Origin of the sequence: Streptomyces sp. NPDC048507 (assembly GCF_043199995.1) — a bacterium.
Classification (GTDB): domain Bacteria; phylum Actinomycetota; class Actinomycetes; order Streptomycetales; family Streptomycetaceae; genus Streptomyces.
Genome location: NZ_JBICWZ010000003.1, coordinates 806,802 through 827,927 on the forward strand (window position 1 = coordinate 806,802; position 21,126 = coordinate 827,927).

20 protein-coding genes and 1 tRNA gene are annotated in these 21,126 nt (G+C 71.4%); 8 read left to right on the forward strand and 13 right to left on the reverse strand.

Annotated features, from left to right (window positions below):
- The first annotated feature begins 62 nt into the window (after window positions 1-62).
- The gene (locus tag ACGFXC_RS12840) at window positions 63-572 is read left to right on the forward strand and encodes a hypothetical protein (RefSeq protein ID WP_393712146.1); all 510 of its coding nucleotides are present in this window, start codon (window positions 63-65) and stop codon (window positions 570-572) included.
- A 63-nt stretch (window positions 573-635) separates the two neighbouring features.
- Here ACGFXC_RS12840 and ACGFXC_RS12845 read toward each other — a convergent pair.
- Window positions 636-717 (reverse strand) — tRNA-Tyr (locus tag ACGFXC_RS12845).
- A 201-nt stretch (window positions 718-918) separates the two neighbouring features.
- On the opposite strand from ACGFXC_RS12845, the gene ACGFXC_RS12850 reads away from it, so the two are divergent.
- The 3 genes from ACGFXC_RS12850 to ACGFXC_RS12860 all read left to right on the forward strand — a co-directional run bounded on the left by ACGFXC_RS12850 (window position 919) and on the right by ACGFXC_RS12860 (window position 5,099).
- Window positions 919-1,407, forward strand: a complete 489-nt coding sequence (locus ACGFXC_RS12850; RefSeq protein ID WP_281204205.1) for a YajQ family cyclic di-GMP-binding protein — start codon at window positions 919-921, stop codon at window positions 1,405-1,407.
- Between the two features lie 277 nt (window positions 1,408-1,684).
- Window positions 1,685-3,112, forward strand: coding sequence for a SulP family inorganic anion transporter (locus ACGFXC_RS12855; protein ID WP_393712148.1), 1,428 nt, complete (start codon window positions 1,685-1,687; stop codon window positions 3,110-3,112).
- 199 nt (window positions 3,113-3,311) lie between these two features.
- Window positions 3,312-5,099 carry a DUF262 domain-containing protein gene (locus ACGFXC_RS12860; protein WP_393712149.1) on the forward strand — a complete coding sequence of 596 codons (1,788 nt, stop codon included), beginning with the start codon at window positions 3,312-3,314 and terminating at the stop codon, window positions 5,097-5,099.
- A gap of 81 nt (window positions 5,100-5,180) precedes the next feature.
- On the opposite strand, the gene ACGFXC_RS12865 is transcribed toward ACGFXC_RS12860, so the two are convergent.
- The 12 genes from ACGFXC_RS12865 to ACGFXC_RS12920 form a co-directional block, all read right to left on the reverse strand.
- Window positions 5,181-5,573 carry a YccF domain-containing protein gene (locus tag ACGFXC_RS12865; protein WP_393712151.1) on the reverse strand — a complete coding sequence of 131 codons (393 nt, stop codon included), beginning with the start codon at window positions 5,571-5,573 and terminating at the stop codon, window positions 5,181-5,183.
- Complete coding sequence (gene htpX / locus ACGFXC_RS12870) at window positions 5,570-6,433, reverse strand: zinc metalloprotease HtpX (RefSeq protein ID WP_393712152.1); 864 nt, start codon at window positions 6,431-6,433, stop codon at window positions 5,570-5,572. The genes ACGFXC_RS12865 and htpX overlap by 4 nt, the downstream gene beginning before the upstream one ends.
- A 231-nt stretch (window positions 6,434-6,664) precedes the next feature.
- Window positions 6,665-8,203 carry an NADH-quinone oxidoreductase subunit N gene (locus ACGFXC_RS12875; RefSeq protein ID WP_393712154.1) on the reverse strand — a complete coding sequence of 513 codons (1,539 nt, stop codon included), beginning with the start codon at window positions 8,201-8,203 and terminating at the stop codon, window positions 6,665-6,667.
- The gene (locus tag ACGFXC_RS12880; RefSeq protein ID WP_393712233.1) at window positions 8,200-9,753 is read right to left on the reverse strand and encodes a NuoM family protein; all 1,554 of its coding nucleotides are present in this window, start codon (window positions 9,751-9,753) and stop codon (window positions 8,200-8,202) included. Before ACGFXC_RS12880 ends, ACGFXC_RS12875 begins: the two co-directional genes overlap by 4 nt.
- Window positions 9,754-9,791: 38 nt before the next feature.
- Window positions 9,792-11,855, reverse strand: coding sequence for an NADH-quinone oxidoreductase subunit L (locus tag ACGFXC_RS12885; protein WP_393712156.1), 2,064 nt, complete (start codon window positions 11,853-11,855; stop codon window positions 9,792-9,794).
- Window positions 11,852-12,253, reverse strand: coding sequence for an NADH-quinone oxidoreductase subunit NuoK (gene nuoK / locus ACGFXC_RS12890; protein WP_393712158.1), 402 nt, complete (start codon window positions 12,251-12,253; stop codon window positions 11,852-11,854). Before nuoK ends, ACGFXC_RS12885 begins: the two co-directional genes overlap by 4 nt.
- Window positions 12,253-12,906 carry an NADH-quinone oxidoreductase subunit J gene (locus tag ACGFXC_RS12895; protein WP_393712159.1) on the reverse strand — a complete coding sequence of 218 codons (654 nt, stop codon included), beginning with the start codon at window positions 12,904-12,906 and terminating at the stop codon, window positions 12,253-12,255. Before ACGFXC_RS12895 ends, nuoK begins: the two co-directional genes overlap by 1 nt.
- Window positions 12,903-13,499 carry a NuoI/complex I 23 kDa subunit family protein gene (locus ACGFXC_RS12900; protein ID WP_393712160.1) on the reverse strand — a complete coding sequence of 199 codons (597 nt, stop codon included), beginning with the start codon at window positions 13,497-13,499 and terminating at the stop codon, window positions 12,903-12,905. The genes ACGFXC_RS12895 and ACGFXC_RS12900 overlap by 4 nt, the downstream gene beginning before the upstream one ends.
- A complete protein-coding gene (locus tag ACGFXC_RS12905; RefSeq protein ID WP_393712162.1) occupies window positions 13,499-14,467 on the reverse strand; it encodes an NADH-quinone oxidoreductase subunit H in 969 nt (322 codons plus the stop codon). Before ACGFXC_RS12905 ends, ACGFXC_RS12900 begins: the two co-directional genes overlap by 1 nt.
- The gene (locus ACGFXC_RS12910; protein ID WP_393712163.1) at window positions 14,464-15,597 is read right to left on the reverse strand and encodes an NADH-quinone oxidoreductase subunit C; all 1,134 of its coding nucleotides are present in this window, start codon (window positions 15,595-15,597) and stop codon (window positions 14,464-14,466) included. The genes ACGFXC_RS12905 and ACGFXC_RS12910 overlap by 4 nt, the downstream gene beginning before the upstream one ends.
- Entirely contained in the window at window positions 15,594-16,190 is a 597-nt protein-coding gene (locus ACGFXC_RS12915; RefSeq protein ID WP_393712165.1) for an NADH-quinone oxidoreductase subunit B, read from the reverse strand. The genes ACGFXC_RS12910 and ACGFXC_RS12915 overlap by 4 nt, the downstream gene beginning before the upstream one ends.
- The gene (locus ACGFXC_RS12920; protein WP_351831421.1) at window positions 16,181-16,594 is read right to left on the reverse strand and encodes an NADH-quinone oxidoreductase subunit A; all 414 of its coding nucleotides are present in this window, start codon (window positions 16,592-16,594) and stop codon (window positions 16,181-16,183) included. The genes ACGFXC_RS12915 and ACGFXC_RS12920 overlap by 10 nt, the downstream gene beginning before the upstream one ends.
- 156 nt (window positions 16,595-16,750) lie before the next feature.
- On the opposite strand from ACGFXC_RS12920, the gene ACGFXC_RS12925 reads away from it, so the two are divergent.
- From ACGFXC_RS12925 to ACGFXC_RS12940, 4 genes are all read left to right on the forward strand, one after another.
- Window positions 16,751-17,911, forward strand: a complete 1,161-nt coding sequence (locus ACGFXC_RS12925) for a sensor histidine kinase (RefSeq protein ID WP_393712167.1) — start codon at window positions 16,751-16,753, stop codon at window positions 17,909-17,911.
- Window positions 17,912-18,106: 195 nt separating this feature from the next.
- Window positions 18,107-19,417, forward strand: coding sequence for a sensor histidine kinase (locus ACGFXC_RS12930; RefSeq protein WP_393712168.1), 1,311 nt, complete (start codon window positions 18,107-18,109; stop codon window positions 19,415-19,417).
- A 395-nt stretch (window positions 19,418-19,812) separates the two neighbouring features.
- Window positions 19,813-20,472, forward strand: a complete 660-nt coding sequence (locus ACGFXC_RS12935; protein WP_030161942.1) for a response regulator transcription factor — start codon at window positions 19,813-19,815, stop codon at window positions 20,470-20,472.
- Window positions 20,473-20,674: 202 nt separating this feature from the next.
- On the forward strand, window positions 20,675-21,126 hold a 452-nt coding region (locus ACGFXC_RS12940), incomplete at its 3' end, for a 2-oxoacid:acceptor oxidoreductase family protein (protein ID WP_393712170.1).

Here is a 21,126-nt window from a genome sequence, read left to right on the forward strand (position 1 = left end):
CCGATAGGGTCACCCGGAATCGGCCGCAGGGGGCGGGCCGCTAGGTGTACCGGGGTGGGGGCATGGGCGAGGGCGACTGGCGGCTCGACGGGGCGGAGGGCGGCCGGCTCGCCGCCAAGTGGTGGAAGTGGGCCCTGTCCGCGCCGGCCGACGCGAGCCCCGTGGCGGACACGACGGGTGCGTACGCGGGGTGGCGCCAGCCGGCCGGGCTGTGGTTCCTGGCGGGCAGTTTCGGGGGACGGGTGGTGCGGCGGTGCAGCATCCCGGCGGGGCGGCGGCTGTTCTTCCCGGTGCTGAACACGCAGCGCCCGGCGGTGCCCTTCGTGACGAAGCCCTGGCGGCTGGAGACGGTCCGGGCCTCGGCCGCGCTGAACAGCTCTGCGCTGCCGTTGAGCGAGTTCTCCTCGAAGCCCTTCCAGAGCGCGGGCATACCCAGGGTGGCGTGGGGTCTGTGGTGCGCCCTCGCGCCGCTCCCGCCGGGTCAGTTCGTGCTGGAGATCGACGGCGCGGCCGCGAACGGCTTCTGGCTGGACACCACCTACCACCTGACGGTGACCGACCCGGTTCCGTAGGGGGACATGCGAAGAAACCCCCGCTCACTGCGCTTGCGCAGATGAACGGGGGTTCCACTCGCGTGGCGGCGCCAGGGTTCGAACCTGGGTAGGCTGAGCCGGCAGATTTACAGTCTGCTCCCTTTGGCCACTCGGGCACACCGCCAAGAGACGCTGCCATTATTTCCGCCTTGCGGCGGCGCTCCCTGGCAACGACGTAAACGATACCCGATGCCCGGGGGTGGTTCGCCACCGGATTGATCAGCGCCGCGCGCGGGCGTGGTGGCTAGGCTTTGCCGAGCGGGCCGGGGATGTCCGGCCGCGCCCTCCGGGGCACACCACAGCCGACTTCAAGGAGCCACAGCACATGGCCGACTCCAGTTTCGACATCGTCTCGAAGGTCGAGCGGCAGGAGGTCGACAACGCCCTCAACCAGTCCGCGAAGGAGCTCTCGCAGCGCTACGACTTCAAGGGCACGGGCGCGTCGATCGCCTGGTCCGGCGAGAAGATCCTCATGGAGGCGAACTCCGAGGAGCGCGTCAAGGCCGTCCTCGACGTGTTCGAGACCAAGCTGGTCAAGCGCGGCATCTCGCTCAAGGCGCTCGACGCCGGTGAGCCGCAGCTGTCCGGCAAGGAGTACAAGATCTTCGCCACGATCGAGGAAGGCATCTCCCAGGAGAACGCCAAGAAGGTCGCGAAGATCATCCGGGACGAGGGTCCCAAGGGCGTCAAGGCCCAGGTCCAGGGCGAGGAGCTGCGCGTCAGCTCCAAGAGCCGCGACGACCTCCAGGCCATCCAGGCCCTCCTGAAGGGCAAGGACCTGGACTTCGCGATCCAGTTCGTGAACTACCGCTGAACCACCTCCGCTGCCCGGTGCGCGTGACGCGCCGCTGAGCGGACCCGCGGGGCACAGCGGGGGCGGATCGCCGGGGCCTTCCCCGACGGTCGCCCGCGCTGTGCCCTTCGTCGTACCGCCGGGGCGTCGGGGGCGGCGGGCGGGCGCTCGGCGGGGTGTGTGCCCGGCGTGAGCGGCGCGCGCTCCTTCGCGGCCCCCTCGTGGCCCCTAGGCGCGGCCCGGCCCGCCCACCACGCTAGGTGAATCGTCAATCACCGTGTGGCAGGGGGGTTCTCTTATGCCTGGGCCCGGCAGTTTCCGTGCGGACTTCGGGGCGTCCGTCGTCGTCGCGCTGGTCGCGCTACCGCTCTGTGTGGGGGTCGCGGTGGCCTCCGGGGTGCCGGCCGAGCTCGGCATCGTCACCGGGGTCGTCGGCGGGCTGGTCACCGGCTGGTTCCGGGGCAGCGCGCTCCAGGTCAGCGGGCCCGCGGCCGGGCTGACCGTACTCGTCTACGAGGCGGTGAGCAGCTACGGGCTGCCCGCCCTCGGGGTGCTGGTGCTGGCGGCCGGGCTGCTCCAGCTGGTCATGGGCGCGCTGCGGCTCGGGCGGTGGTTCCGGGCGATCTCCCTGGCCGTGGTGCACGGCATGCTGGCCGGGATCGGGCTCGTGCTGATCACCGGGCAGCTCTACGCCCTGGGCGGGGTCGACGCCCCGGGGCCGACCCTGGCCAAGCTGGGCGGGATGCACGAGCTCGGGGCCCGGGCCGACTGGGCCGCCGTCGCGCTCGGGGCCGGGACCGTCGCGGTCCTGGTGGTGTGGCGCCGGATGCCGGCGCGGCTGCGGCTGGTGCCGGGGGCGCTCGTCGGGGTGGCGCTCGCCACCGGCGCGGCGGAGCTGTTGCGGCTGCCGGTGGAGCGGGTGCGGGTGACCGGGGTGCTGGCGGCCGTGGCCCCGCCGGATTGGGGCGACTTCGGGGTGCTGGCCTCCGTGGGGGCGGTCGGAAGCGTGGTCGCGCTCGCGCTGATCGCCTCCGCCGAGACCCTCTTCAGTGCCGCGGCCGTCGACCGGATGCACGACGGGCCGCGGACCGAGTACGACCGGGAGCTGATCGCGCAGGGAGTGGGCAACACCGTCTGCGGGGTGCTCGGGGCGCTGCCGATGACCGCCGTCATCGTGCGCAGTGCCGCCAATGTGGAGGCCGGTGCCCGTACCCGGGCCTCCCGGATCCTGCACGGGGTCTGGCTGCTGCTGTTCGCCGCGGCGTTCCCGCAGGTGCTGGAGGTGGTGCCGCTGGCGGCCCTGGCCGGGGTGCTGCTGCACGCCGGCTGGAAGCTGCTGCCGGCGCGCGCGGTGGCCGCCCTGTGGCGCACGCACCGGGGGGAGGCGGTGGTGCTGGTGGTGACGGCCGTCGCCATCGTGGCGACCAGCCTCTTCGAGGGGGTGCTCCTCGGGCTGGGGCTGGCCGTCGCGAAGGCGGCCTGGGAGACCTCGCACGTCCACATCGAGGAGGTCTGGGAGGGCGAGGGGCTGTGCGTGCGGGTGGTGGGCAACGCCAGCTTCCTGAAGCTGCCGAAGCTGCTGGACTCCCTGGAGGCGGTGCCGCACGCGGCGTCGGTGCGGCTGGACCTGAGCGGGCTGCGGCACATGGACCACGCCTGTCTGACGGCCCTGGAGGGGTGGGAGCGCAAGCGGACGCCGCTTCCGGGCCGTGAGGGCGTCGTCTAGGACGGCCTGCCCGGACTCCGTCGCCCGCTCGGGTCGGATGTCGCTAGGGGCCTGCCACCCGCCCACGAACATCTAGCCAAGCGGTACGTCTCCGGCTTACTGAAGGGCACTTTCAGAAAACATCCCGCACCCGCCTTGCCTACGATTTAGCATGACATCGCGCCGTCGCACCCGATGGTCCTGCGAAACGAGGAAACCTGTGTCGATCACGCCCCGCGGTATGTCAATCCAAGAGGCATACAATCTCTACCGGAGCGAGAAGTTGGTAGTGAACAGGAATTACCAACGAAAGCTGGTCTGGGGTGTCAACGAGAAGATTCATCTGATCGACAGCGTATTGCGCGGGTTTCCGATCCCGCTTTTCTTGTTGGCCGAGGCGCCCGATCAGACATATGAAATCATCGATGGAATGCAGCGACTCGACGCCATCTTCGGATTCATCGAGCAGCGTTACGGAATCCTAGAAGGCGAAGAATCCCGGCAGTATTTCGACCTTAAGGAATTCTCTCGCGCCCGCCAGCTTGCCGAGTCCGGGGCGTTCAAACCTGAACCCGGTGATCCTGGCCTCATCTCTGCAAGCTCATGCGCAGATCTGCTCGACTACCAGCTCGCCGTGACGATCTTCGACTCCGACGAAGAGGCGAAAGTCACTGAAGTATTTCGGCGAATCAATTCTGGCGGCCGCCAGTTGAGCGCGCAAGAGAAGCGGCAAGCCGGCGTACTCAGTGAATTTGTCTCCATGTTGCGTAAACTCGCATCCGAGTTCCGCTACGACGGATCTCCAGACATTCTGCCGCTCACGCGAATGCCTGTCGTATCAATTGACTCATCTCGCGAGCGACTCGGCTACGGAATCTCTGCGGAAGAGACCTTCTGGTGCAGTCTGGGAATCCTCAGCCCTCGACAGCTCCAGCAGAGCGAAGATGAGCAGCTCCTGGCAGATATTTGCATCTCGGTAGTCCGAGGAAACACTTTCAGTGTCAGCTCAGACGTACTGGACAAGTACTTTGACATGGAGACCGTAGAAAGCTCCTCCTTGGCAGTCGATCTCCACTCGTACGGAACGGCCAAGCTCGCAGAGGACGTAAAGCTTGTACTCGGCGCAATGAAATCTATCGTCGAGTCAATGCGCCCAGGAATTATTGGAGCTTTCCGGTCACATGTGAGCACCAGCGGATTCACGTCAGCCAAGACACCTTTCTATGCCGTATTTATGGCGTTCTACGATCTGATGATCCGGCGCGGCCAACAGCTCTCGGATCGCGAGGGCGCATTCAAGGCGATCCACAAGGTTTCCGCCAAACTCACGCCCAGTCGAAATACGACGACCGAGGCTCAGCGCCAAGCGAACATCGACATCGTCCGAGGCCTCGTGGAAAAGTTCTTCACCGACTCCCCGCGAGGACCCTTGACTCACGGCCCTGCTATGGAAATCGAATTCCCCAACTTGATTCGCCGCGCCCCGATCGAGAGCGCACGATACGAATTCAAGCAAGGCATCGTATCGCTTTCGCCCAAGAGGACCGTCAATCAAAACCTCCTGAACAAGATCCCGAAACTTGCCTCGGCCATCGCGAATGTAGGCCCGGACGGCGACGGATACATGGTCCTCGGAGTTGCCGACGACATCGAGGACGCGCAGCGAATTCAGGATCTTGATGGCCTGATCCCGCTCCGCGTGGGAAAGCAACACCTCGTGGGCGTCGATCGCGAATGCAAGGTGCTCGGAGTCGACCTGAGTGGATACGTTCGTACGATTGTGCAACGACTCCAGGACTCCCCTCTCGGAAATGAATTGAAGGGGGACCTCCTGGCAAATATTGATACCGTCTCCTTCAGTGGGAGGTCCTACGTCGTCATGCGCATCCCCGCTCAACGAGAGCTCTCTGAATTCAACGGAGACTATTACGTTCGAGACGGAGAAGATCTCCGAAAGTTGAGCACAACCGAGGCTTTGGCTGCATCAAAGCGATTCCTCAAGGGCTGACAATCCCCTATCGCCAATATTCCGTCCCTTCCGGGGCGAGGTGTCCCACCACGTGGCACCCCGCCCCGCAGGGTGCACCCGTCAGTGGGAGGCGAAGGGGGCGTCCGTGGGGACGATTTCGCGGCCCAGGGGGAACAGGGAGAGCGGCACCATCTTGAAGTTGGCGATGCCGAAGGGGATGCCGATGATCGTGACGCAGAGGGCGACGCCGGTGACGATGTGGCCGATGGCGAGCCACCAGCCGGCCAGGATCAGCCACAGGACGTTGCCGACGCAGGAGCCGGCGCCCGCGTCGTGGCGCTCGACCGTGGTGTAGCCGAACGGCCAGAGGGCGTAGAGCGCGATGCGGAAGGCCGCGATGCCGAACGGGATGCCGATGATGGTGATGCAGAGCAGCACGCCGGCGAGGCAGTAGCCGAGGAAGAGCCAGACACCGCTGAGCACGAACCAAATGACGTTCAGGATGGTTTTCACTGGCTGCGGCCTGCCATCTGTTCGAGCCGGGCGATGCGCTCGGCCATCGGGGGGTGCGTCGAGAACATCTTGGAGAGTCCCTCGCCCGGGCGGAAGGGGTTGGCGATCATCATGTGGCTCGCCGTCTCGATCCGGGGCTCGGCGGGCAGCGGCAGCTGCTTGGTGCCCGCGTCGAGCTTGCGCAGGGCGCTGGCCAGGGCCAGGGGGTCGCCGGTGAGCTGGGCGCCGGAGGCGTCCGCCTCGTACTCGCGCGAGCGGCTGATGGCGAGCTGGATCACGGAGGCGGCCAGCGGGCCGAGGATCATGATCAGCAGCATGCCGAACAGCCCGGGGCCCTCGTCGTCGTTGGAGCGGCCGATCGGGATCAGCCAGGCGAAGTTGACCAGGAACATGATCACGGAGGCGAGCGCGCCGGCGACCGACGAGATCAGGATGTCGCGGTTGTAGACGTGGCTCAGCTCGTGGCCGATGACCCCGCGCAGCTCGCGCTCGTCGAGGATCCGCAGGATCCCCTCGGTGCAGCAGACCGCGGCGTTGCGCGGGTTGCGGCCGGTGGCGAAGGCGTTGGGGGCCTCCGTCGGGGAGATGTAGAGCCGTGGCATGGGCTGGCGCGCGGAGGTGGAGAGCTCGCGCACCATGCGGTACAGCTCGGGGGCCTCGAACTCGCTGACGGGGCGGGCGCGCATCGCGCGCAGGGCCAGCTTGTCGCTGTTCCAGTACGCGTACGCGTTCGTCCCGAGGGCCACGACGAGGGCGACGATCAGGCCGCCCCGGCCGAAGAAGCTACCGATCAGGATGATGAGTGCGGACAGCCCGCCGAGGAGTACGGCGGTCTTCAGCCCGTTGTGCCGGCGGTGCACGGTACGCCCTCCAAATGGTGCGCAGGGGACCCCGTCCAGGATCGGAGGGTCCTCGGTCCAGTGGACCCTCCCTTCCTGGTCAACGCGAGGTGGAGGCGTCTGGTTCCCCGGGCACGACGGGGCCGCCGCCCCCGGGGGCGGGGCCGGGGGGCGGTGGCGGGCGTTACTCCGTACGGGTTACTCCGTACGGGTTGCCGCGTACGGGTGCCGCGTACGGGTGCCGCGCGCGGGTCACTGCGGGAAGAGGGTGCCCGCCGCGAAGCGCAGGACGAGCTGCGGGGCGCCCGAGAGGGCCAGGGCGGTGGCGGCGGTGAGGGCGATCGCCGCCGTGACCGGCCGGGGGGCCTTCGTCTGCGGGGTGCTCCGCTCCCCCGCTCCCTCCTGGGCGGGACGGAACAGGAGGGCCGTCCAGCGCAGGTAGTAGTACAGGGCGATGACGACGTTGACGGCCATGACCACGGCGAGCCAGCCAAGGCCGGCGTCGACGGCGGACCGGAAGACGGTGACCTTGGCGAAGAGGCCGATGAGGCCCGGCGGCAGACCGGCCAGGCAGAGCAGGAAGAACGCCAGGGAGAGGGCGGCGAAGGGGCGCTCGGCGTACAGGCCGCGGTAGTCGGCGATGCGGTTGAGCGGCTTCGTGCGGGCGACCAGCGCGGCGACGGCGAAGGCGCCGAGGTTCACGGCGGCGTACATCAGCGCGTAGGCGACGGTGGAGCCGATCTGGTCGCGGTCGGTGTACGCGGCCGCGGCGATCGGGACCAGCAGGTAGCCCGCCTGGCCCACGGAGGACCAGGCCAGGAGCCGTACGGCGCTGTGGGCGCGGTCGGTGGCCTGGCGTAGGGCGGCGGTGTTGCCGAGGGTCATGGTGAGGGCGGCGAGGACGGCCAGGGCGGGGCCCCAGATGTCGGAGTACGCCGGGAAGGCGATCACGGTGACGAGGATCAGGCCGGTGAAGCCGACGGCCTTGCCGATCACGGAGAGGTAGCCGGCGACGGGCAGCGGGGCGCCGACGTAGGTGTCCGGGACCCAGAAGTGGAAGGGCACGGCGGCGGTCTTGAAGGCGAAGCCGACGAGGGTGAGGGCGACGCCGGCCATGGCGAGGGTGTCGAGCTGTCCGGGGACGTCTTCGAGCCGGTCGGCGACCTGGGTCAGGTGCAGGGAGCCGGTGGCGGCGTAGACGAAGCTGACGCCCATCAGGGACACGGCGGTGGCGGTGACCGAGGAGAGGAAGAACTTCAGGGCGGCCTCGGAGGACAGCCGGTCGCCGCGGCGCATGCCGACGAGGGCGAAGGCGGGCAGCGAGGCGACTTCGAGGGCGACGATCAGGGTCGCGAGGTCGCGGGCGGCGGGCAGCAGGGCCGCGCCGGCGGCGGAGGAGAGCAGCAGGAACCAGTACTCCCCGGCGGGCATGCGCGTCTCGCGCACGGCGGTGACCGAGAGCAGGGCGGTGACCAGGGCTCCCGCCAGCACGAGGAACTGGACGACGAGGGCGAAGTGGTCGGCGGTGTAGCTGCAGGTGCCCGGGTCGCCGGTGAGGCAGAAGGTGGCGCGGTCCCCGGCGCGCAGCGGCAGCAGCAGGAGGGTCGCGGCGGCGAGGCCGGCGACGGAGATCCAGCCGAGGAGCGGCTTGCGGCGCTCGGGCACGAACAGGTCGGCGACCAGGACGACGAGCGCGACGGTGGCGGCGGTGACCACGGGCGCGATCGCGAGCCAGTCGACGGACTGGACGAGGCTGGGGGTGTCGGCGGCGAGGGCCGTCGGGGCCGTCATGCGTTGCCTCCTGCGAGGAGCTTCTGGACGGCCGGGTCGGTGAGGCCGAGGAGCACGGCGGGCCACAGGCCCGCGAGGACGGTGAGGGCGACGAGCGGGGTCCAGGCGGCGAACTCGTAGTGCTGGACGTCCGCGAGCGTGACCTCGGGGCCGGACTTCGGGTCGCCCATGCAGATGCGCCGGACGACGATCAGCAGGTACGCGGCGGTGAGCAGGGTGCCGGACGCGCCGATGGCCACGTAGGTGAGGAAGGCCGGCCGGGAGAGGCCCTCGGCGGGGTCGAACGCGCCGAAGAGGGCGAGCATCTCGCCCCAGAAGCCGGCCAGGCCGGGCAGGCCGAGGGAGGCGACGGCGGCGAAGGCGAGGAGGGCGCCGAGGCGGGGGGCGCGGCCGTAGAGGGCGGCGCCGGTGACTCCGGCGAGGGTGTCGAGGTCGCTGCTGCCGTAGCGGTCCTTCAGGGCGCCGACGAGGAAGAAGAGCAGGCCGGTGATGAGCCCGTGGGCGATGTTGGCGAAGAGCGCGCCGTTGACGCCGGTGGGGGTCATGGAGGCGATGCCGAGGAGGACGAAGCCCATGTGGCCGACGGAGGAGTACGCGATCAGGCGCTTGAGGTCGCCCTTGTTGCCCTTGCGGGCGAGGGCGAGGCAGGCGAGGGATCCGTAGACGATGCCGACGGCGGCGAGGGCGCCGAGGTAGGGGGCGAAGGTGTGCATGCCGTCGGGGGTGACGGGCAGCAGGATGCGGACGAACCCGTAGGTGCCCATCTTCAGCATGACGCCCGCGAGGAGCACGGATCCGACGGTGGGGGCGGCGGTGTGGGCGTCCGGCAGCCAGCTGTGCAGCGGCCACATCGGGGTCTTCACGGCGAGGCCGGTGCCGATGGCGAGGACGGCGAGGATCTGGGTGGTGTGGGTCAGTCCGCGGCCGTTGTCAGAGGCGAGTGCCACCATGTCGAAAGTGCCGCTGTTCAGCCCGATGAGCAGCAGTCCGAGGAGCATGACCACGGATCCGAGGAGGGTGTACAGGATGAACTTCCAGGCGGCGGCCTGCCGCTGAGCACCGCCCCAGCGGGCGATGAGGAAGTACATCGGGATGAGGACCATCTCGAAGGCGAGGAAGAACAGCAGCAGGTCGAGGACGGCGAAGGTGGCGAGGGTGCCGGACTCCAGGACGAGGAGCAGGGCGACGAAGGCCTTCGGGGAGGGGCCCTCGGGGAGCTTGAAGTAGCTGTACACCGCGCAGAGGAAGAACAGCAGCGCGGTCATCAGGAGGAGGGGGAGCGAGATGCCGTCGATGCCGAGGTGGATCCGGATGTTCAGCGCCTGGATCCAGCTGATGTCCGTCGTCGCCTGGAAGCGGGACGGTTCGTCGTGGTCGAAGCCCAGGGTGAGGGCGATGGCGGCGGCGAGGATGACACCGGTGACGGTGACGCCGTGGCGGAGCACGGCCTGTCCGGGGCTCTTGCCCTTGAGGCCGGGCGGGGCCGGCAGGAGGGCCGCGACGGCTCCGAGGAGGGGCGCGGCGACGATGAACGCCAGAAGGAACTGCATCACGGACGGGCTGATATCGATCACGGCTGACTCTCGGCTCACGATCCGGCGTTGACGTTGGCGAGGACGGCCGTGGCGATCGCCAGGACCACGGCGCCGGCGAGCAGGGCGCTCAGGTAGCTCTGCACGTTGCCGGTCTGGGCCCGGCGCACCAGGCTGCCGAGCAGCCTGGGTCCGGCGCCCGCGCCGCGGACGTAGGTGTCCACGACCTCGCGGTCCAGGAAGCGGACCAGGCTCGCGGCGGCGCGGACGGGTCGGACGAAGAGCCGGTCGTAGACGGCGTCGAGGTGGAAGCCGTCCGCGGCGTGCCGGTGCAGGGGGCCGAGCAGCGCGCGCCCGGGGTCGGGGGCCGGGCCGGCGGGGACGGCCGGGTGGTCGTGGGCGACCTCGGCGACCTCGGGGGCTTCGGCGGCGGACTCGGCGGCGGCCGTGGCGGCGGAACGGGCGGCCGTCACCGCGGCGGGCACGTCGCCTGAAGCGTCCGCGGGGGCGGGCGCGGGGGCGGGCGCGGCGGCGCGGGCGGTGGCGGCGGCCCTGGCGGTGGCGCGCTGCCAGAGGGCGTAGGTGAGCACGACGCCGATGAGGGCGGCTCCCGTGCCGAGGACCGAGGTGGTCACCGACGGGGTGAGCTCCCGGCCGTCGAACCAGTCGGCGAGGGGGCCGGCGGCGAGGCCGAAGGCGGTCGTGGGGATCGCCAGCAGCCACAGCACGCCGGTCATGGCGACGGGCTCCCTGCCGTGGTCGGGGGCGGCGGCGCCCCGGCCGCGGAAGGCCATCAGCCACAGCCGGGTGGCGTAGGCGGCGGTGAGCAGGGCCGTCAGCACTCCGGCGACCAGCACCAGCCAGCCGGCCGCGCTGGGGGCGGTGTCGGAGTGGCCGCCGGCGGCGTGCTCGGCGGCGACGAGGACGGCTTCCTTGGAGAAGAAGCCGGCGAAGGGCGGGATGGCGGCGAGCGCGAGCAGCGCGATCGTCATCGTCCAGAAGGCGTCGGGGACGCGCTGGGCGAGGCCGTCCATGCGGGACATGGCGGCCAGGGAGTTCGTGCCGGCGGCGTGGATGATCACACCGGCGCCGAGGAAGAGCAGCGCCTTGAAGGCGCCGTGGGACAGCAGGTGGAAGACGGCGGCGCCGCGGTCGCCGACGGCCAGGGCCCCGGTCATGTAGCCGAGCTGGCCGACCGTGGAGTAGGCGAGCACGCGCTTGATGTCGTCCTGGGCCAGGGCGGCGAGGGCGGAGCCGACCATCGTGACGGCCGCCATGACGGCCATGACCACCAGTGCGGCGCGGGAGGCCGCGAAGACGGGCAGGAGGCGGGCGACGAAGTAGACGCCGGCGGCGACCATGGTCGCGGCGTGGATCAGGGCGGAGACGGGGGTGGGGCCCGCCATCGCGTCGGGGAGCCAGGTGTGCAGCGGGAACTGCGCGGACTTCCCGGCGACGCCCGCGAGCAGGAGCAGCGCGATCAGCGTCGGGTGGTCGAGCCCGCCGGAGGCGACGGCGTCCAGGATCTTGGTGATGCGGAAGGAGCCGGTGTCGGCGGCGAGCGCGAACAGCCCGATGAGGAAGGGGACGTCGCCGAGCTTGGTGACGAGGAAGGCCTTGAGGGAGGCGGAGCGGGCCGCCTCGGTCTCCCAGTAGTGGCCGACGAGGAAGTAGGAGCAGATGCCCATGACCTCCCAGCCGACCAGCAGCACCATCAGGTCGCCGGAGTAGACGACGAGCAGCATGGCGGAGGTGAAGAGGGAGACGAGCGCCGCGTAGGAGGGGTAGCGGGGGTCCTCGCGGAGGTAGGCCGTCGAGTACAGCTGGACGCAGGTGGCGACGACCCCGACGAGGACGGCGACGAGGACGGCGAAGCCGTCCAGGTGGAGCGAGAGGTCGATCGGCACGGAGCCGGTCGGGGTCAGCTCGGTGGCGGTGTCGATCGCCGCTCCGCCGCCCTGGCGTACGGCGACGAACACGGCCAGTACGGCGGCGCCCAGCGTCGGCAGGATGGCGAGCGGGCGGACGAAGCCGGGGGCGGTCCGGCCGAGGAGCAGGCCGGCCACCGCGCCCAGGAAGGGCAGGAGGGGGACGAGGACCGCGAGGGTCGTGGTGCTCACGCGGCGACCTCCGGCCGGGTGGTGGTGGTCGGGTTGGTGCCGTCGGGGTCCGTGCCGTCGGGGTCCGTGCCGTCGGCGCGGGCGCCTTCGCGGGCCTCGGCGGTGTCGCGGAGCCGGTCGACGTCCGAGGTGCCGCGGTTGCGGTAGACCATCAGCACGATCGCGAGGCCGATGCCGATCTCGGCGGCGGCGATGGCGATCGTGAAGAGGGTGAGGGCCTGGCCGGCGTGGAGGGTGTCGCGCAGCCAGACGTCGAAGGCGACCAGGTTGAGGTTGACGGCGTTGAGCATCAGCTCGACGGACATCAGCACCAGGATGGCGTTGCGGCGGGCGAGGACTCCGTAGAGGCCGGTCGCGAAGAGCAGGGCCGCCAGAACGGCGGGGTAGGCGAGGTGCATCAGCGCTGTCCCTTCCCGGTACGGCCGTCTGCGCCGGGTGCGGCGGCACCGGCCGCGGCGGCGCGGTCGGCGGCGTCGGCGGCTTCCTCGGCGGCGGTGTTGCGGCGGGAGAGCACGATCGCGCCGATCAGGGCGGCGAGGAGGAGGACGGAGAGCGCCTCGAAGGGCAGCACCCAGTGCTGGAAGAGGATCTCGCCGGAGACCTTCGTCGAGCCCTGGGCGGGGCCGTCGAGGTCGATCCAGGTGGTGCGGAAGGCGTCGACGACCACCCAGACGAGTGCGGCTCCCGCGACGCCGGCGACGCCGAGGGCGACCCGGCGGTTGTCGGAGTCGGCGTCCGGTGAGCGGCCGATGGGGGCCTTGGTCAGCATCAGTCCGAAGAGGAGGAGGACGACCACGGAGCCGAGGTAGATCAGGACCTGGACCCAGGCGATGAACTCGGCGGTCAGCAGCAGGTACTCGACGGCGATCCCGCCGAGCGCGACGACCAGCCAGAGGGCGGCGTGCACGAGCTGCTTGGTGGTGACCGTGATGAGGGCCGCGCCGAGGGTGGCGAGGCCGACGAGGACGAAGGCGATCTCGACGCCGGCCGGCGAGAGGAAGCCCTGACCCGCCGTGGCCGCGGCGGCCAGGGGGGCGGTGGCGATGCTCACGCGTCGGCCTCCGGGGTGGTGGTCGGGGGCGTGCCGGGCGGGGTCTCGGCGGCGGCCCGGGCGGTGGCCGCGGCGGCTTCGGCCTTCTCCACGGCCTTGCGGGCGGCGGCGACTTCCTTGGGCTCCTCGGCGGCCGGGTCCAGGGCGGGCGGGGCCGGCACCGTCCACATCCACTCGCGCAGCTTGTCGCGCTCGTGGGTGAGGTCGTGGATGTCGGTCTCCGCGTACTCGAACTCCGGCGACCAGAACAGGGCGTCGAAGGGGCACACCTCGATGCAGATGCCGCAGTACATGCAGAGGGAGAAGTCGATGGCGAAGCGGTCGAGGACGTTGCGGCTGCGCTCGCGGCCGCCGGGGGCGGCGGCCGGGACCGTCTCCTTGTGGGAGTCGATGTAGATGCACCAGTCGGGGCACTCGCGGGCGCAGAGCATGCAGACCGTGCAGTTCTCCTCGAACAGGCCGATGACCCCGCGGCTGCGGGGCGGGAGCTCGGGCTGCACCTCGGGGTACTGGGCGGTGTGCGCGCGCTTGGTCATCGTGCGCAGGGTGACGGCCAGGCCCTTGGCGAGGCCTGATCCGGGGATCGGGGGCATTACTGGATCGCCACCTTCACGATGCCGGTGAGCGCGATCTGGGCGAGCGCGAGGGGGATGAGTACGGTCCAGGCGAGCTTCTGGAGCTGGTCCTCGCGCAGGCGCGGATAGCTCACGCGGAGCCAGATGACGACGAAGGCGAGGACGGCGACCTTGAGCAGGGTCCAGACCCAGCCGAGGCCGTCGCCGCCGAAGGGTCCGTGCCAGCCGCCGAGGAACAGGACGGTGGTGAGCGCGCACAGGACGACGATGCCGGCGTACTCGGCGAGCAGGAACAGCGCGAAGCGCAGGCCGGTGTACTCGGTGTACGCGCCGAAGATGATCTCGGAGTCGGCGACGGGCATGTCGAAGGGCGGCCGTTGGAGTTCGGCGAGCCCGGCGGTGAAGAAGACCAGGGCGCCGATGATCTGCCAGGGCAGCCACCACCACTCGAAGGCGCCGACGATGCCGGGCAGGGACACCGTCCCGGCGGCCATGGCGACGGAGGCGGCGGCGAGCAGCATGGGCAGCTCGTACGCGAGCAGCTGGGCGGCCGTGCGCAGGCCGCCGAGCAGGGAGAACTTGTTGGCGGAGGCCCAGCCGCCCATGAGGGAGCCGAGGACGCCGACGCCCATGACGGCGAGCGCGAAGAAGAGGCCCGCGTCGATGACCTGGCCGACGGCGCCGTCGCCCGGGCCGATGGGGATGGCGAGCAGCACGAGGAGGTAGGGCAGCAGCGCGACGGCGGGAGCGAGCTGGAAGATCCGCCGGTCGGCGTTGGCCGGGACGATGTCCTCCTTCTGCGCGAACTTCACGCCGTCGGCGACGAGCTGGGCCCAGCCGTGGAAGCCGCCCGCGTACATGGGGCCGAGGCGGCCCTGCATGTGCGCCATCACCTTGTGCTCGGCCTGCCCGATGACGAGCGGGAGCACGAGGAAGACGGCGAAGACGACGATCAGTCGCAGGGCGACGTCGAGGACGTCGTTCACGCGTCGCCTCCGGTGGTGTCGGGTTCGGGGCCGGCCGGGTCGGCCGGGTCGGTCTTGGGTGCGGGGCCGGGTTCCGGGGCGGCGGGGTCCGGGGCGGGCGGCGCGGACGCGGGGTCCTCGAAGGCGGGCTTCGCGTGGTGCCAGGGCGCGTCCGCGCTGCGGGGGGCCGTCCGGCGGGGGGCCGGGTCCTCGGGTGCCGGGGCGGCCTGGCTGGCGGAGCCTTCCGACACCGAGCGGGTGCGGCGGGGCGGGCGCGGCGGGGCGGACCCTTCGGCCGGGGCGGCCGGGCCACCGTCGGCCGGAGCGGCCGGTGACGCCGGAGCGTCCGGGGCGGCCTGGCTGGCGGAGCCGTCCGACACCGAGCGGGTGCGGCGCGGCGGGCGCGGCGGGGCCGACCCTTCGGCCGGAGCGGCCGGGGCGGCCTGGCCCGCGGAGCCTTCCGACACCGAGCGGGTGCGGCGCGGCGGGGCGCCCTCGCGCGGGGTGCGGGCGGCTCCGGCGGCGGCTCCCGCCGCGCGCGGGGCGCGGGGGGTACGGGCCGGGGCCGGGGGGAGCTGTCCCTTGAGGGGGCCCCAGTCGTTCGGGTCGGGCACCCCGGGCGGGAGCATCTGGCGGCGCTTGGGGGCGTCGGGGTCGTGGGCCTCGCCCGGTTCCTTCGCTCCGGGCCACGCCTTGGCGACGCGCGCCGCCAGGACGAAGTCCTTGCGCAGCGGGTGTCCCTCGAAGTTCTCGGGGAGGAGCAGCGGGACGAGGTGGGGGTGGTCGGTGAAGACGACCCCGAACATCTCGTGCGTCTCCCGCTCGTGCCACTCGGCGCCCGCGTACACCGCGACGGCGGACGCCACGGCGGGGGCGGTGTGCGGGACGGTGGTGCGCAGCAGGAGGCGGCGTACGCGGTGGTTCTCCAGGGAGACGACGTGCGCGCAGATCCGGAATCCGGTGCCCGGCTCGTCGACCGCGCTCAGCCAGTCGAAGTAGGTGCAGCCCAGCTTGTCGCGGGCGATCTCCAGGGCGGGGATCCAGGAGCCGACGGGGACGTCGACCGTGAGGACCTCGTACGCGTACGAGGCCACGGCCTCGGCACCGAAGACCGCCGGGGCGGCGTCGGGCAGGGAGTCGTAGAGGTTCACGCTCCGGCCTCCGGGGCGGGCGGGGGCGTGACGAGCCCGCTGGTCAGCTGGGAGACGGACGGCGCGGCCGCGTACCGCTCGGCGAGGGACTCGCGGGCGATCTTCTCCTGGAGCTTGAGGATGCCCTGGAGCAGCGCCTCGGGCCGGGGCGGGCAGCCGGGCACGTAGACGTCGACCGGGATGATCTGGTCGACGCCCTTGGTGACCGAGTACGAGTCCCAGTACGGTCCGCCGCAGTTGGAGCAGGCGCCGAAGGAGATGACGTACTTGGGCTCGGGCATCTGCTCGTACAGCCGCTTGACGGCCGGGGCCATCTTGTCCGTCACCGTGCCCGAGACGATCATCAGGTCCGCCTGGCGCGGGCCGGGCGCGAAGGGGATGACGCCGAGCCGGATGAAGTCGTGGCGGGCCATGGAGGCGGCGATGAACTCGATGGCGCAGCAGGCGAGGCCGAAGTTGAAGACCCACAGGCTGTAGCGGCGGCCCCAGTTCAGGACCACCTTCATCGGCTCCGGGGCGAGGCGGGAGAGGACTCCCAGGCGCTTGGGCTCCGGAAGCAGCTGCGGCGGGGCCGGCTGGGGTGTCACGTCCATTCGAGGACGCCCTTCTTGTACGCATAGAGCAGGCCGACGGCCAGGAACCCCAGGAAGACGAACATCTCCACCAGGGTCGTGGCGCCGTAACCGGCGGCGGCGAACACCGTCGCCCACGGGAACAGGAAGATCGAGTCGACGGCGAAGATGACGTAGAGGAAGGCGTACACGTAGTAGCGGACCTGGGTGTGTGCCCAGCCCTCGCCCACGGGGTCCACGCCGCATTCGTAGGTCAGCAGCTTCTCGGGCGTCGGGACCACGGGCCGCAGCAGGCGGCCGGCGCCGAAGGCCACGGCGACGAAGAGCACGCCGAGGACGGCGAGGAGGCCGACGACCGAATAACTCCGGAAGTAGTCGGCCGCGGTCACGGTCAAGGTCACGGTCGATACCGTTGGGTCGGACACGTCCGTTCCTCGTTCCTCGGCCACTGTCGATGATCTGGATGATCTGGTACGGACGGGAGTCTAGGGCCTGGGCTGCGCGGGGTGGGGTTATCCCCCGTTCACTGCCGCCGGGCCACCCCATGGCATCGGGCGGGCGGAATTGGCAGGCTGTGCCGCATGACCGCGAACGATCAAGCCCCCTCCCCTCCTCCCGTGCGGCCCGCGTTCGACGCGGTCACGTGGAAGGAGATCGCCCATCTGATGGGCAATCTTCCGCTGGCGTTGATCGGTTTTACGTACACGGTGTTCATGGTCGCGACCGCCGGTGGTCTGTCCGTGACCGCTGTCGGACTGCCGCTGCTCGTCTGTGGTCTTTACGGGTCCCGCCAGCTCGGCCGGCTGGAACGCGGGCGGGCGCGGGCCCTGCTGGGGGTGCGGGTGGCCGAGCCGACCCCGCTGCCCGGGCCGCGCCGCGCCGGCGGGTTCTTCGCCTGGCTGTGGGCCGGCGTGAAGGACCCGGTGGGCTGGCGGACGGTGTTGTACGCGCTGGTGCGCCTGCCGTGGGGGGTGCTGACCTTCACGGTAACGCTGGCGGGGCTGTTCGTCCTGTGGCCGGTGCTGCCGTACGTGGTCCGCGGCCTGGCGAACGTGGACCGGGTGATGGTACGGAGCCTGCTGTCCCCCTCGGACGAGCTGGAGCGGCGCATCGCGGAGCTGGAGACGGGGCGCGGGGTGGTCGTGGACACGGCGGCGGCCGACCTGCGGCGGATCGAACGGGACCTGCACGACGGGGCGCAGGCCCGGCTGGTGGCCCTCGCGATGGGGCTCGGGCTGGCGAAGGAGAAGCTGACGGAGGACCCGGAGGGGGCGGCGGCGATGGTCGACGAGGCCCACGGCGAGGTCAAGCTGGCGCTCCAGGAACTGCGGGACCTGGCCCGGGGGATCCACCCCGCGGTGCTGACCGACCGGGGTCTGGACGCGGCGCTGTCGTCGGTGGCGTCCCGGTGCCTGGTGCCGGTGAAGGTGGCGGTGGACCTGCCGGGGCGCCCGGCGGAGGCGATCGAGGGGATCGCGTACTTCGTGGTCTCCGAGCTGCTGCAGAACGTCAGCAAGCACGCGGGGGCGCGGGGCGCGGGCGTCGAGGTGTGGCGGTCGGGGTCCCGGCTGCTGCTGAGGGTCTCCGACGACGGCCGGGGCGGGGCGGATCCGCGGGGCGGGTCGGGGCTGGCGGGGCTCGCGGAACGGCTGCGGGCGGTGGACGGGGTGTTCCTCGTGGAGTCCCCGGAGGACGGGGGCACGGTGGTGACGGCGGAACTCCCGTGGCGCGACCGCGCGTAGCCGTCCGCCGTGAGCGCGGAAGGGCCCCCGTCCGGGTGGACGGGGGCCCTTCCGCGTCCGGGGCGGGGCGGGGGGTGGGGTTAACCCCCCGGTGGGGACGCCCACCCGCCGCATGGTTCCGGATAGGCCCGGGCGGCAGGCTGGACCCGGCAGAGCGGTACGAGGAGAGGGCGGGTCGGGATCATGGGCAACGGCATGAGCGGGAGCGGCGACGGCGGTGGCCGGGGCGGGCTCGTCACGGTGCTGCGGGCGCCCGTGGCGGCGCGGACCTGGCGGGAACTGGGGTTCCTGCTGGTCGGGCTGCCGCTGAGCACCCTGTACTTCTCGCTCGCCATCACCGGCGTGGCCCTCGGGGCCGGCCTGCTCGTCACCTTCATCGGCGTGCCCGTGCTGGCGGGCGTGCTCCTGCTGTGCCGGGGCTTCGGCCGGCTGGAGCGGGGGCGGGCCCGCGCCCTGCTGGGGATGCCGCTCGCCGATCCGGCGCCGGTGCGGGCCGGGGGGAGGGCTGGGGCCCTGGCCTCGATGGGGGCGCTGCTCAAGAGCGGCAGCGCCTGGCGCCACGTGCTGTACTGCGTGGTCCACTTCCCGTGGGCGGTGTTCTCCTTCTGCCTGGCGCTGACGCTGTGGGCGTACGGCTGGAGCAGCCTGCTGTACCCGCTGTGGTTCTGGGTCTTCCCCGCCTTCACCGACCAGCCGGGGCTCCAGCTCTTCCAGAACGACGACTACTCCTTCTACCTCGACTCCCCCCTGGCCATCGCCGCGACCTGCCTGGCCGGGCTGCTGATCACCCTCGCCACCCCCTGGGTCGTACGGGCGCTGACCAGCGTCGACCGGGTGCTCATCGGGGGCCTGCTCGGGCGCTCGCGCCTCGACGACCGCGTCCGTGAGCTGGAGAGCGACCGCGGGGTCGTCGTGGACACGGCGGCGGCCGACCTGCGGCGGATCGAACGGGACCTGCACGACGGGGCGCAGGCGCGGCTGGTGGCCCTCGCGATGGACCTCGGACTGGCGAAGGAGAAGCTGACGGAGGACCCGGAGGGGGCGGCCGCGATGGTCGACGCGGCGCACGGGGAGGTGAAGGTCGCCCTCCAGGAGCTGCGGGACCTGGCCCGGGGGATCCACCCCGCGGTGCTGACCGACCGCGGTCTGGACGCGGCGCTGTCGTCGGTGGCGTCCCGCTGCGCGGTGCCGGTGAAGGTGGCGGTGGACCTGCCGGGGCGGCCGGTGGCCGCGATCGAGGGGATCGCGTACTTCGTGGTCTCCGAGCTGCTGCAGAACGTCAGCAAGCACGCGGGGGCGCGGGGCGCGGGCGTCGACGTCTGGAAGTCCGGCGGACGGCTGCTGTTGCAGGTCTCCGACGACGGCCGGGGCGGGGCGGACCCGCGGGGCGGGTCGGGGCTGGCGGGGCTCGCGGAGCGGTTGGACGCGGTGGACGGGGTGCTGCTCGTCGACTCGGAGGAGGGGCGGGGCACGGTGGTCACGGCGGAGCTTCCCTGGCGGGCCTGACCTTGCCCCGGCCGGGCGTTTGCCCGGCCCGCTCGGGGCGCGCCCGTCCGGGCCGGTGAGGTACGGGGATCCCGGGGTGCGGATCCCCCGGGCCCCTGCCCCGGCCTGGCCGGGCCCGGCCGTCGCGGGGGTCCCCCGGGGTGCCGCTGCGCGGGGCTTGCTCCCCGCCCCGCCCTTCACCCGTTCTCCCCCCAGGCGCCGGGGCGGCTGGAAGGTGCGGTCCGCTGCCGGGGGCCGGCCCCCCGGACCCCCGCGCCTCAAACGCCGGCGAGGCTGAATCGGGCTGGAATCGGCGGGCGGGCTGGGATGCTTGGGCGGGGCGGTGATCTGCGGCCCGCCGGGCACGGTCCCGGAACGACGACGCGACGCGGGAGCTACTGAGCGTGAACGACAGGGTGCGGGTGGTCATCGCCGAGGATTCGGTGCTGCTGCGGGAGGGCCTGACCCGGCTGCTGACCGACCGGGGGCATGACGTCGTGGCGGGCGTCGGGGACGCGGAAGCGCTGATCAAGACGGTGGCGGAGCTCGCGGCCGAGGACGCGCTGCCGGACGTGGTGGTGGCCGACGTACGGATGCCCCCGACGCACACCGACGAGGGCGTGCGCGCCGCCGTGCGCCTGCGCCGCGAGCACCCCGGGATAGGCGTGCTCGTGCTGTCGCAGTACGTGGAGGAGCAGTACGCCACCGAACTCCTGGCCGGTTCCAGCACCGGGGTGGGGTACCTGCTGAAGGACCGGGTGGCCGACGTCCGGGAGTTCCTGGACGCCGTCGTGCGGGTGGCGCGGGGCGGTACGGCCCTGGATCCCGAGGTCGTGGCCCAGCTGCTCGGCCGCAGCCGCAAGCAGGACGTGCTGGCCGGCCTGACCCCGCGCGAGCGGGAGGTGCTGGGCCTGATGGCGGAGGGACGGACGAATTCCGCTGTAGCCAAGCAGCTGGTCGTCAGCGACGGCGCCGTCGAGAAGCACGTCAGCAATATCTTTATGAAGCTGGGCCTGTCCCCGAGTGACGGGGATCACCGGCGCGTACTGGCCGTCCTCACCTACCTGAGGTCCTGATCACCTGACACTCTGTCAGGCAGGGCGGCGCGTCGGCGAGGGCCGGGGGGATGGGAATGTTCGCGTAGAGCACGACGTCTGTCGGACAGACCGGCCCGAAAGGGACGGTCCAGAATGCGGGCGGACCCGGGGCCGGAAACCCTGACGGACGTAGGGTGGGCCTTGGGAACGAACGTCCGCGCCTCGAAGGAGGTCCAGTTCAGTGACCAGCCAGGTCAGTAGCCCGGCCGAGCAGGCCGACGGGGCCGGTGGGTCCATCGGCGGCCAGCGCGGTGAGCGCGCGGCCGATGGAGCCGGCAAGGAAATCCGCCGCGTCGACCGCGTGATCATCCGTTTCGCGGGTGATTCGGGTGACGGTATGCAGCTGACGGGTGACCGTTTCACGTCGGAGACGGCGTCTTTCGGGAACGATCTGTCGACGCTGCCGAACTTTCCGGCCGAGATCCGGGCGCCCGCCGGGACGCTGCCGGGGGTGTCGTCGTTCCAGCTGCATTTCGCCGATCACGACATCCTGACGCCGGGTGACGCGCCGAACGTGCTGGTGGCGATGAATCCGGCCGCCTTGAAGGCGAACATCGCCGATGTTCCGCGGGGTGCGGAGATCATCGTGAACACGGACGAGTTCACGAAGCGGCCGATGGCGAAGGTGGGGTA

Excerpts from the sequence above, each read along its gene's own strand:
- ACGFXC_RS12840 (WP_393712146.1), top strand. The coding sequence starts at position 63 with ATGGGCGAGGGCGACTGGCGGCTCGACGGGGCGGAGGGCGGCCGGCTC.
- ACGFXC_RS12850 (WP_281204205.1), top strand. The coding sequence starts at position 919 with ATGGCCGACTCCAGTTTCGACATCGTCTCGAAGGTCGAGCGGCAGGAG.
- ACGFXC_RS12855 (WP_393712148.1), top strand. The coding sequence starts at position 1,685 with ATGCCTGGGCCCGGCAGTTTCCGTGCGGACTTCGGGGCGTCCGTCGTC.
- ACGFXC_RS12875 (WP_393712154.1), bottom strand. The coding sequence starts at position 8,203 with ATGACGGCCCCGACGGCCCTCGCCGCCGACACCCCCAGCCTCGTCCAG.
- ACGFXC_RS12880 (WP_393712233.1), bottom strand. The coding sequence starts at position 9,753 with ATGCAGTTCCTTCTGGCGTTCATCGTCGCCGCGCCCCTCCTCGGAGCC.
- nuoK (WP_393712158.1), bottom strand. The coding sequence starts at position 12,253 with ATGCACCTCGCCTACCCCGCCGTTCTGGCGGCCCTGCTCTTCGCGACC.
- ACGFXC_RS12900 (WP_393712160.1), bottom strand. The coding sequence starts at position 13,499 with ATGCCCCCGATCCCCGGATCAGGCCTCGCCAAGGGCCTGGCCGTCACC.
- ACGFXC_RS12915 (WP_393712165.1), bottom strand. The coding sequence starts at position 16,190 with ATGGACGTGACACCCCAGCCGGCCCCGCCGCAGCTGCTTCCGGAGCCC.
- ACGFXC_RS12925 (WP_393712167.1), top strand. The coding sequence starts at position 16,751 with ATGACCGCGAACGATCAAGCCCCCTCCCCTCCTCCCGTGCGGCCCGCG.
- ACGFXC_RS12930 (WP_393712168.1), top strand. The coding sequence starts at position 18,107 with ATGAGCGGGAGCGGCGACGGCGGTGGCCGGGGCGGGCTCGTCACGGTG.